The following is an 11,171-nucleotide window of genomic DNA, read 5'->3' on the forward strand; positions in this document are numbered from 1 at the left end:
AAACACTCTCGTCTGTAGCGAGCAACGCGAGCGTTCTTTCATCTAACTTACACACCCTTCTTGAACTTCTTGCTCCACCAGAGAACGATCGGAGAGCAGATGCACACAGAAGAGTAAGTACCGATAAGGATACCGAAGCACTGAACGAGACCGAAGTCGCGGATGGAAGAGCCGCCCTTAACAGCGAGAACCACGCAAACGAAGAGCGTCGTAAGAGAGGTAATCACCGTACGGCTGAAGCACTGGTTCAAAGAGCTATTGATGGTCTGTTCGTACTTGGCAGAACCGAAGAGAGCGGTATTTTCACGGATACGGTCGAAGTTCACGATGGTATCGTTGACAGAGTAACCAATCATCGTGAGGAGCGAAGCAATCAAGGCGCCGTCGAAAGAAAGGCTGAATGCCGAGATGAAGCCGAGCGTGATGATGGTATCGTGAATAAGGCCAAGCACAGCAGCAACGCCGAAGCCAAGGCCGAGCTTACCGAATCGGAACCACACGTAGAGAGCGATGCCGAGCCATGCGAGAATCACAGACAAAATAGCATTGAAGCGGAGTTCCTTACCGATGGTCGGACCGACAGCGTCCTTAGCCACGATTTCGCACTTCTGGTTAGCGGCTTCGAAAGCCTTAGCCATGGCGAGTTCGAAGCTCGTGTCATCACCGCGAACGCTGATCTGATAGGAATTAGCAGACGTACCGCCGAGAGAGCGGACGCGAGCACCCTGGATGCCAGCCTTGCTCAAAGCCTTGTTCAAGTCGGTTTCGTGCTTAGCGTCATCCTGATACTGGATCGTATAGACCTGACCACCCGTGAAGTCGATACTGAAGTCAAAGCCCTTCACAGCGATGCAAGCGATACTTGCAATGATGAGAATCCAGGAGAGAACCTTGAACTTGCCACGGTTCTTCATAATCTGAAGGTTCGCATTGTTCAAAGTCTTGAAACCAGAACCGATAGAGAGCGTCGTCCTGTCGCGCTTAGCAAGTCTCCAGTCGAACACGGCTCGGGAAACCGTAATAGCGCAGAAGAGAGACGTGAGGATACCGATTGTAAGCGTAAGACCGAAACCCTTGACAGAACCTGTACCGATTTTGTACAAAATAAGACCCGTCAAAACAGTCGTCAAGTTGGAGTCCAAGATGGCGCTGAATGCACGTTCGTAACCCTTAGCGACAGCGGCGCGAGCTGTGAGGCCGTTCTTGAGCTCTTCACGAATACGTTCGAAAATAATCACGTTCGCGTCGAGAGACATACCGACGACGAGGATGAAACCAGCAATACCCGGGAGAGTAAGCGTGGCGTTAAACACGGACATCACAGCGGCAGTCACGAGGGCGTTGATCATCACACCGATACTCGCGATGAAACCACCGAGACGGTAGTAGGCCACCATGAACACCAAGCAGAGCAAGAGGCCGATAGCACCGGAACCGAAGCCCTGGACAATGTTTTCTTCACCGAGAGTTGCACCAACGCTACGGCTTTCGATGATTTGCATCGGAGCTTTGAGGGCGCCAGCCTTGAGCACAACAGCGAGGCGGTTTGCTTCAGCCATGTCATCGAGACCCGTAATCTGAGCTTCGCCGTTCGGGATACGGTCGCGAATGACCGGAGCGGAGATGACCTGGTTATCGAGAACGATGGCCATCTGCTTACCGACGTTAGCAGCAGTAACAGCAGAGAACTTCTTAGGACCGATGCCACCGAACTTGAGGTTCACGGCAACTTCACCAGCGCTCATACCATCGCTTACGCGGTACGGGCGAGCATCCGTGATATCGTCACCGCCCATTTCTGCACGGCGCTTGAGGAGGTAAAGACGCTTGGCCTTGATATTTGCATCACGGCGGAGCTTTTCAAGACCGCTACCGAAAGCAAATGCAACATCGCGCGGGATGAGCTTCTGCACACCTTCCGTAGCGAGGAGCTTCTTCACCTTTTCGACGCTTTCTTCAGCAATGAAACCGCCATTGCCAAAAGAGAGGAAGAAAGAAGAAAGGGACTGTCCGACCACGTCTGCCGGAGCGGCTTCTGCAGCAGCGGTATCCTTCTTTTCTTCAGCCTTTGCAACACCACCAGCAAGGAGTTCGTCATCCGACAAGGTTTCCTTCTTCACAGAATCAGTCTTGACGGAGTCCGTCTTAGCGGAATCAGCAATGATGTCGGTCGTCTGGCGAGTGAGGTACTGGTCGATAAGGCCAACAACCTGCGTAAACTTTTCAGATTCGGCGAGGATCTTGAATTCGAGCTTAGCCGTAGAACCCACGAGAGCCTTAGCCGTAGAGTCATCCACACCAGCCAGTTCAACGACAATGCGGTCGTCGCCAGTCGGAGAAATCTGCGGTTCAGAAAGGCCGTACTGGTCAACACGGTTACGAATAATTTCAAGAGACTGTGCCTGGATGTCCTTAATATCTTCGCCATCCTTGAGGCTAGACTTGTCGATCTGGAGAGTGATGCTCGTACCACCGGCAAGGTCCAAGCCGAAGTTGATGGACTTAGAGCCCAGTTTCGGATTTTCCTTGAGGAAGGTCTGCTTGGCTTCACCCTTCTTGGAGTGAACCTGAATAGAAGGCCATACAGTGTAGGCCGAAAGAATGATGACTGCGAGAATGATGAATTCTCGGAAGCCGAATTTATGTTTATTCATTTGTAATCCCTTAATAAGGCATTATACATACTAGTTGCGGGGTCAAATTTAGAAAAGTAGGAAGTAGGAAGTAGGAAGTAGGAAGTAATTTTAGGCATAAAAAAGGGGGAATCAAGCAGTAGAAAGTAGACGGTAGCACGAACTGTCATTTCCGCGGAGGCGGGAATCTCCTGTCCAGAACGTAACAGATAAAACCTAAAGAGATACGAACAGTAAACGATAAGCCGCGATTATAGACCTAAAACCTGAAAAACTCAACAAATTTCAAACAACGGATCCGGCTTCGCCTCGGTAATCGTAAGCGTCATTTTCTTTTTGCCAAGGGTTCGGACAATTTCCAGGCGGCCCGCGCTATAAGCAATCTCAAGCACACCGTCACGCAGCACACTTTCCCTGTTACGGAGCGCAATCAAGCCCTTCAAATACTCAAAGACAGGCGCTTTCTGCATTTCCGCAAATTTATCCCAAGGGAATGACCTGCGATTGTCCGGATCTTTACCGCCCAACATGCCGATTTCGTCACCATAATATATACAGGGAGCGCCCGGCAAAAAGAACAGAATCGCAAGCGCAAGCTTCACGCGCTGCAAATTTGAGCACGGAAGTGACGCAAGCCGAATCGTATCGTGACTCCCGAGCAAGTTCATCGGCACGCCGAAACGCCCCTTCGGGAACGCTTCACGCAAACGCTTTGCAAACTCGGCAAGTGCAATCGACTTTTCATCAAAGAGATAAGCGAGCACCGCCTTGCGCAAGGGGTAATTCATCACGCCATCAAACTGGTCGCCCTGCAACCAACGCGAAGGCTCGTCCCAAATTTCACCGACAATATAGGCATCCGGGTTAATCGCCTTGATGCGGCGGCGGAATTCCTGCCAGAAGCTATCGTCATCAATCTCGTTCGGAACATCGAGGCGCCAGCCGTCAATGCCGCGCTTCATCCAATATTCGCCCACCGAGAAAAGGTAATCGCGCACGTCGGGATTGTCGGTATTGAACTTCGGGAGCGCGGGGTAACCCCACCAGCAATCGTAATTGGGCTTGCCCGAATACGCGTGAAGCGGCCAGCCATGCACATGGAACCAGTCCACATACGGGGAATTCTTGCCGAGTTCCATCAAGCTGTTGAACTGGAAAAATCCGCGTGAGCAATGGTTGAACACGCCATCCAGAATCACGCGAAGCCCAAGCTTGTGCGCCTTTTTGACAAGCTTGTCAAAATCCCTGAGCGTCCCTAAAACCGGGTCAATTTCAAAATAATCAACCGTATGGTAACGGTGATTCGAATTGCTCTTGAAAATCGGGCAAAGATAAACGGCATTCACGCCGAGCGACGCAATGTATTCAAGTTTTTCGCAAATGCCCGCAAGGTTCCCGCCAAACATGTTTTCACGGGTTGGGAGCGTATCCCAATCCACAAACTTTCCGACCGCCTTGTACTTTGCACTACGGCAAAAGCGGTCCGGAAAAATCTGATAGAAAACAGCGTCCTTGGTCCAATTGGGAAATGTCATAGGAATTGTAAGAACTTAGAACTTAGTTGGCAGAACTTAGAATACTGCATTTTCTAAGTTCTAAGAGCGAAGCGGTCTAAGATCTACCAACTATATTTTCCAAAGGGCACGGGACTTACGTTCTTCGACAAGTTTGTTAATCTCCGAAATCAAGCCCGAATTGGCGAGCAAGTCCTCAACACTGCACGGTGTGCGATATGTCCAGTTCTTGCCACCGACCGTTCCCGGAATGTTGACGCGTTCTTCCTTCGGGTCGCAATCAGAAAGCGAAGCAGAAAGTGCAAAGTAGTCCTGGATCGGCGGAATGCAGAACAAACTATTTGCAGTAAACACATGCGACAAGATGTCGTGCACCACCGGCGGCGTAAGCTTTTCAGGGGCAACGCCCGGCAAGCCCGCATGAGACCAGTAGAAGGCCCTATCAAAGTCAGGCTCTTCCCAAAGACCGCGGAGCGTCGAAGTGTCGTGGCAGCTCGTTGTGCAAACGGAGAGACGCGGGTATTCGTCCATGCTGTAGTACGGAGAATACGGAACATTCCAGTTGCGGGCCCAGCGTTCAATGCGCAGCGACATGATGTCGAGTTTCTTGAGCACGGTCGGCACGCACGGCGGCACGGCGCCAAGGTCTTCGGCGCAAACGAGCATATCCGTTTCGTTGGCGAGTACAGACAAAAGTTTCATGGCATTCTGTTCCCAGAGTGCGTTCTGAGCCTGTTCATTTTGGCCAATCAAGTCATGCAATTTATCTTGTTCGTTCTGCGGGAGCGTAAAGAGCACCGGCTGGTTGTACCAGTACCAGTACGGGTAGAACGTATTTTCATCACCCGTCGGGATAAATACGCGATTCCAGTAGACGCGGAGCATGGAATCCTTAACTTCTTGCGGTTCGTCAAGCGAAAGAATTGCGCGTTCCGACAAGTATTCCGGTTTGATGACAAAGCGGTCGAACTTTCCCGGCAAGTTTTCGAAATACAGAGAAATAAGTCTGTCCGTTTCAGCGCCGAGGAATTCGCGCAACTGGTCCACAGAGTAGTTCGGACGGCGCAAATATTCAAGTGTTTCACGGTAGAATCCCGCATTGCGGAGCACTTCCCACGTGAGCGGGATAGACGGCTGGAAGCGACCCAAAATGCCCGTCGATTCCTGTTCGGGAATCGCCCAAATACGGAAGAACCCGAGCACGTGGTCAATGCGGTACGCGTGATAGAACTTGCTTGCCTGCGCCAAACGGCGACGCCACCAGCCAAAGTCATCGGCTTCAAGCACGTCCCAGCGGTAAGTCGGGAAGCCCCAGTTCTGGCCACCGTAGCTGAACATGTCAGGAGGAGCGCCCGCGCGGTCAGCAAGCGAGAAGTACTTGCGGTCAAACCACACGTCGGCGCTGTCTTCGTTGATGAGGATAGGAACATCGCCCTTGAGGCGGAGTCCGAGCTTAGAAACTTCGTTCACGGCAGCGGTAAACTGACCTTCGGCAGTGTACTGCATCCAGGCTTGGAACAGCACGTCCCTGTAGTTTTTCATCCAGAGCTTATCGACATCGGCAGCGGAGGGATTCTGGAACTTTTTCCAGTCCTTCCAGCTAGCTTCGTTGTTCTGGGCCTTGAGCGTGCAATAGACGCAGTACGACTTGACCCAGGAATTCTTGTCAATCCAGGCAAGGAGCCTCTTCGAAGTCTTCAGGACGTCATACTGGTTATCAAAAATCTTGCGGAGGATGGCGCGCTTCCATGTGGTAATGCGGTAATAGTCCACACGTTCAATGTTAGCGAACTGTTCACGAGCCTTTTCGATTTCATGTTCAAGGACTGTAGCGCCATCAACAGACTGCACATTGATGAACACCGGATTCAAGGCAAATGCACTGCGGGCACTGTAAGGGCTCGGCTCGGTTCCGGTATCGTTTACCGGCAAAAGCTGAATGATATTGAACCCGCAGAACTTGGCCCACTGGGCGAACGGAATCAAGTCCAGAAATTCGCCAATGCCGATGCTGTGTTTGCTGTGAAGACTGAAAAGGGGAACGGCTACGCCGGTTTGAAAGGAAGTTAAATCACCATATCGCATGCTTCAAATATAACTCTAATTTTGTAAAAGAATCTTTTAAATTGCTAGCAAATAAAAAAAGGCTCGGAAACCCGAGACCAATTTTCATCTATCCTGATCAGTTTTTTTATTAAGCGCGCTTAGCGTACTTCTTAAAGCTCTTGATCAAGAGGGCGGCGAGAATGCAATACATTTAGACTCCTTGTTTTTGACGGCGCCAATATTAACAAAGTTTTACTAACACGTCAAGGTATTTTAGTATATATTTCGGCAACTTTTTTGGACATTTCGTCCATAACAAAATGCCACCCGACACTTGTCGCCCCCTAAAACAGCAAAGCCACGGAAAACCGTGGCATCGCGTTCGTTAGTTGGAGAGAGAGTAAACTTTTTTCGATTAAGCGCGCTTTGCGTATTTCCTAAAGCTCTTAATCAAGAGGGCAGCGAGAATGCAGTACATTGTTTTGACTCCTTGTTTTTGACGGCGCCAATATTAACAAAATTTTACTAACGTTTCAAGGGGGAAAAATATAAATTTCGCGAAAATTTTTCGAAACCGACGCAAATGGTTCACATCTTCAACATTGTCATGCCGGACACCGTTCCGGCATCGCCATTGACACGAACAAATCCGCGATTTCACCAATATATTGCAATCTCCGGGGTGGAAATTTGGTAAATTATGGGCTATGAAACGATTTTTGCTTTTATGTCTCGGTTTAACAGCATTTGTAAACGCAAAGCCATCTCTTCAAGTCGATAGCGACCGCATCGAAGCGGGTCAGACATTCAATTTGCAGTTCGTTGTTCCGATTCAGGAACTCCCGCAGGACAGAGGTGCGCTCCGCCTCGAAACACGCAACAATTTCAAGTTTCTCGGGCTCGACAGTGCCGACCAGGTGATGCGCCCGGACATGGACGATATTTTCAACTCGTTTTTCGGCGGAGGCGGAAGGCCTTACAAGGCTCGCGTCTATTCTTTTAAAGTCAGAGCCCCGAAGAAGACTGGTACGCAGGACCTCGGAACGCTCACATGGATGATTGGCGGTGAAGCCAATGTCGTGAGCAGCAAAATCCCGGTCAGCGTTCAACGTTCCTATAGCGACGACGCACTCGCCGTAAGCCTTACCCCGAGCAAAAAGTCCATTTACGAAGGTGAACAGTTCAGCGTCACCCTCAGTCTCCACACTTTTGAGCACTTCCAGGGCGGCCTCCAGGCGACCGACATGAGCACCGGTAACGATTTCATCGTCCACCGCAACGACCTCTCGAATCTGGATTTCAAGCCGGTCGAAGGTGCCCGCCGCGAAATGAAGGCATCCGCAAAATTTGCATGGCTTAGCCCGACCAAGAGCGGCACGCTCCAAATTCCGCCATTCAAGTTCAAGTACACCAAGCTCGGCGAACCCAAAGTTGTCGAAGAAAAGAAGCAAATGGGCGGCATGTCGTTCTCTAGCAGAAGCGTCAAACAGGAATCCATCGAAACGGAAACCTCCACCGCCCCGCTTTCTATTACCGTTCTCCCGCTCCCGACCGAAGGCAAGCCCAACGACTTTTCGGGCATGGTCGGTAACTACAGCTTTAGCGCTAATTTTGACCGCACAAACCTCAAGGTTGGCGAAGCATTGACGCTCGCGATCAGCATCAAGGGCGACGGCACTCCGGGCACCATCACAGACCCGAAGCTCCCCGACTTTAGCGAATTCCGCTCGGTGCCCCCCGAAAACAGCATCGACAAGAAAGTCAAGGGCAACAAGGTTGTCACCACGAAAAACATCAAGGTGTTCCTCTACCCGAAGAAAAAGGGAACCTTTGAAATACCTGCCATTACATATTCCTGGTTCAACCCCGCTAAAAAGAAGTACGAAACAGCATCGGCAGGCCCGTGGACCATCGAAGTTGAAAAGAGCGACGCCCCCGCAGAACCCGTTTATCAAGCTCCGGTTTCCGCAGGCACAGGCACTTCGACGCCAGCCGTCCAAAAGCAAGAAATTGAATTCCTCGGCAGCGACATCCGCTTTATTCACCCGATTACGGACAAGTCCGAAACGGCAGCCCCGCATAGGAGCGTGCTCTTCTGGATTCTTTTCCTCGCAGCCATTCCATTCTACCTGATTGCAAACTTTGCCATCACGCGAAGCCGCAAGCGCAACAGCAACACGGCGCTCGTCCGCAAGGGTAAGGCAAACAAGTTGCTCAAGGAAAAGTTCGCAAACGCCCGTGCGGCCCTCAAGAGCGGCGACGGCAAGGCATTCTACGCCGCCCTCGAAAACGGTCTTATCGATTACCTCAGCAATTTGACGAACGTCGAATTCAAGGGCATGACCCGCCCGCAGATGAAGCAGGAACTTGCAAAGCGCGGCGTCAAGGAAGAAACGATTAGCGACATTGACAGTTGGCTTGAAAAATGCTCGTTTGTACGATTCGCCCCAGTCACAGCTTCAACCGAAGAACAGTCCCAAATGCTCGCAGATGTCGAAAAGCTTTGTGAGGCGCTGAAACTATAAAAACATTGAACATGTCATTCCCGAAACAAGCTGTCATTCCCGCGAAAGCGGGAATCTCCAGCAAAAGAAAAACCCGAACAAGTCGGGTATGGCATTAGAAGGAAGATTTTATGAAACTGAATAGAATTTTTTTGACAATCGCGACAGCTCTTTTAATCATGGCAACAGCAAGTGCTGCCTCCGAAAAATGCGCAGGCATTGACGCCGGCACCAAAGCATATAACGAAAACGACTTTGAACGAGCGATTGACGAATGGCGCACATGCGTTGACGAAGGCATCGTCAATGCAGACCTCTATTACAATCTGGGTAACGCCTACTACCGCAGCGGAAAACTCGGCTTTGCGATTTTCTACTACAAGTCCGCCCTACGTTTGCATCCAAGCGATGACGACATCCAGCACAACCTGAATTTCGCACAGACCAAGACCCGCGACAAGGAAGGCGACGAAGAAGAGAACCCGATTCTCGAAGGACTCATGAACTTGCACCATGCGATTTCGCTCAAGAGCCAGATGAACATTTCGCTCGTTCTCTTTTGGGCAATTGCACTCGTGATTCTCGCCCGCCGCTTCGTAAACGGCAGTCGCGGCAAGAACATCTGCACAGGCGTTGTATTCGGTATGAGCGTCATCCTCTGTACGATTGGAGCAAGCGCCCTCTACAAGATGTACACGCTTGAAACGGACATCACGGGCGTCGTAACAGCATCAAGCGCCGACGTGACAAGCGCCCCGAGCGACAAATCTCAAACGCTTAACACGCTTAGCGAAGGTACCAGCTTCGAAGTCATCGGCGAACAAGGCAACTTTGCCGAAATCCGCCTTGGCGAAAAAATCCGCGGATTCGTAAAGCTCAGCGAAGTCGGGATTGTGAAGTAATTACTTGAAGGGTTTGTCCCAGGGGCTAACCCATGCAGAATCCATTCGCGTAATAGGAATGGTGACTTCTGTAGGGAATTTTCCAGATTCCCTCGTTGGAACAACAGCTGTAACGACAGCTACAGGAAGCGCAATCATATCCAAAAACAACATAGTCACTGCAACGCTACCGTGACCTCTACCATCTGAAAAGAACGGCCAATAGCGCAACAAGCCTGCGCTAAAATGATACGAGGATTCGCCGCGATTTACCCACAAGTTGCCGTAAACAATTTCATCTTTGCGGGCTTCCAGATAAATCGCATCTTCACTTGTTGAAGATTTAAATCGGCAATAATCGCTTGTCGGACAAACCTGTTTTCCATCGCAATAAATGGAATAATCTCCTTTGCCATCGGATACGGAGACCCACATTTCGTAACTAGATGCGCATCCGACTAAAAGTAAAGCCGTTGCCAATATTAAAACAACATATCAAAACATATCGCGTCTAAAAAAAATTACACAATCTGGCCGCCGCCGAGGACCATGTCGCCATCGTAAAAGACGGCGCACTGTCCGGGCGTCACAGCAAAGAGCGGTTCGTCAAAGACAGCGACCGCCTTATTTGTATCGACAATGGTAATTTCGCAGCCCACCGCCCGCTGGCGGTAACGCACCATGCCTTCGGCGCGGAACGTCGTCCCGACCTCCCGCGCACCGCCGTGCCATTCGCAGTTCACCATTTCCACGCGGTCAAAACAGACCGACGACTTGTCGCCCGTCACCAGAATGTCACCCGTTTCGGGGTCCACATGCTTCACGAACGCAGGCACGCCAATCGCCACGCCCAGACCTTTGCGCTGACCGACCGTGTACTTATGGAACCCATTGTGCGTATTCCACACCTTGCCCTTTTCATCCACAAAGCGGCCCGGGCGCGTCATTTCGCCAAAGCGATCTTTCAAAAATTCAGTGTACTGCGAACCGTAAATGTCAAAGCAAATGTCCTGGCTGTCGCCCGTCTTGGCATTCACAAAGCCGTTCTGTTCGGCGATTTCGCGCACTTCGCTTTTCACGTACGTTCCAAGCGGCGTAAGCACGTGATTGCGACGTTCATCGGGAACCCAGAACAAAAAATAGCTCTGGTCCTTGCCCGGATCGCGACCGCGCAAAAGCCTGCGCACACCATCCACTTCTTCGATGCGCACATAATGCCCTGTCGCCAAGAATTCCGCGCCGAGCGATTTGGCGTAATCCATCATCCAGCCGAACTTGATAAAACGATTGCAATAGCAGCAAGGATTCGGCGTACGCGCCTGCGAAAAATCCGCATGGCAGCGTTTCAAAACTTCACCCGTAAAAGCATCGGAGCAGTTCGCCACATGATGCTCGATGCCAAGCTTTTCGGCAATCATCTTCGCACGGACTACACCCGGATCATTTTCAACATCGAAGGCGCCGTCGACATCGGGCAAAACGCGGAGCGTCACGCCCACGACTTCGTAACCCTGCTGTTGCAAAAGAAGAGCGGCCACAGACGAATCCACGCCACCACTCATGCCGACTGCGACTCTAGTTTTAGACATGGCG

The 11,171-nt window shown here is 51.0% G+C and carries 7 protein-coding genes; 2 read left to right on the forward strand and 5 right to left on the reverse strand.

What is annotated here, in order from left to right:
- Positions 1-47: 47 nt before the first annotated feature.
- The 3 genes from secD to B3A20_RS03150 all read right to left on the reverse strand — a co-directional run bounded on the left by secD (position 48) and on the right by B3A20_RS03150 (position 6,232).
- A complete protein-coding gene (gene secD, locus B3A20_RS03140; protein WP_290761715.1) occupies positions 48-2,654 on the reverse strand; it encodes a protein translocase subunit SecD in 2,607 nt (868 codons plus the stop codon).
- 254 nt (positions 2,655-2,908) lie between these two features.
- Entirely contained in the window at positions 2,909-4,168 is a 1,260-nt protein-coding gene (locus tag B3A20_RS03145; protein WP_290761717.1) for a glycoside hydrolase family 13 protein, read from the reverse strand.
- Between the two features lie 90 nt (positions 4,169-4,258).
- Positions 4,259-6,232 carry a 4-alpha-glucanotransferase gene (locus B3A20_RS03150; protein ID WP_290761719.1) on the reverse strand — a complete coding sequence of 658 codons (1,974 nt, stop codon included), beginning with the start codon at positions 6,230-6,232 and terminating at the stop codon, positions 4,259-4,261.
- Between the two features lie 668 nt (positions 6,233-6,900).
- On the opposite strand from B3A20_RS03150, the gene B3A20_RS03155 reads away from it, so the two are divergent.
- Together B3A20_RS03155 and B3A20_RS03160 are read left to right on the forward strand one after the other, a co-directional pair.
- Positions 6,901-8,718: a BatD family protein gene (locus tag B3A20_RS03155; RefSeq protein WP_290761721.1), complete on the forward strand. Its 1,818-nt coding sequence runs from the start codon at positions 6,901-6,903 to the stop codon at positions 8,716-8,718.
- Between the two features lie 110 nt (positions 8,719-8,828).
- A complete protein-coding gene (locus B3A20_RS03160; protein ID WP_290761723.1) occupies positions 8,829-9,599 on the forward strand; it encodes a tetratricopeptide repeat protein in 771 nt (256 codons plus the stop codon).
- Here B3A20_RS03160 and B3A20_RS03165 read toward each other — a convergent pair whose 3' ends face one another.
- Positions 9,600-10,013 (reverse strand): hypothetical protein, encoded by a 414-nt coding sequence (locus B3A20_RS03165; RefSeq protein WP_290761725.1) that lies wholly within the window; start codon positions 10,011-10,013, stop codon positions 9,600-9,602.
- An 86-nt stretch (positions 10,014-10,099) separates the two neighbouring features.
- On the reverse strand, positions 10,100-11,167 hold the full coding sequence (gene mnmA / locus B3A20_RS03170; protein ID WP_290761727.1) for a tRNA 2-thiouridine(34) synthase MnmA: 1,068 nt from the start codon (positions 11,165-11,167) through the stop codon (positions 10,100-10,102).
- Positions 11,168-11,171: the final 4 nt, after the last annotated feature.

The organism is Fibrobacter sp. UBA4297 (assembly GCF_002394865.1).
GTDB lineage: Bacteria > Fibrobacterota > Fibrobacteria > Fibrobacterales > Fibrobacteraceae > Fibrobacter.

Bases quoted from the DNA above. Each gene is read 5' to 3' on its own strand.
- B3A20_RS03160 (WP_290761723.1), top strand. From the start codon at position 8,829: ATGAAACTGAATAGAATTTTTTTGACAATCGCGACAGCTCTTTTAATC.
- B3A20_RS03145 (WP_290761717.1), bottom strand. From the start codon at position 4,168: ATGACATTTCCCAATTGGACCAAGGACGCTGTTTTCTATCAGATTTTT.
- B3A20_RS03165 (WP_290761725.1), bottom strand. From the start codon at position 10,013: ATGTGGGTCTCCGTATCCGATGGCAAAGGAGATTATTCCATTTATTGC.
- secD (WP_290761715.1), bottom strand. From the start codon at position 2,654: ATGAATAAACATAAATTCGGCTTCCGAGAATTCATCATTCTCGCAGTC.
- B3A20_RS03155 (WP_290761721.1), top strand. From the start codon at position 6,901: ATGAAACGATTTTTGCTTTTATGTCTCGGTTTAACAGCATTTGTAAAC.
- B3A20_RS03150 (WP_290761719.1), bottom strand. From the start codon at position 6,232: ATGCGATATGGTGATTTAACTTCCTTTCAAACCGGCGTAGCCGTTCCC.
- mnmA (WP_290761727.1), bottom strand. From the start codon at position 11,167: ATGTCTAAAACTAGAGTCGCAGTCGGCATGAGTGGTGGCGTGGATTCG.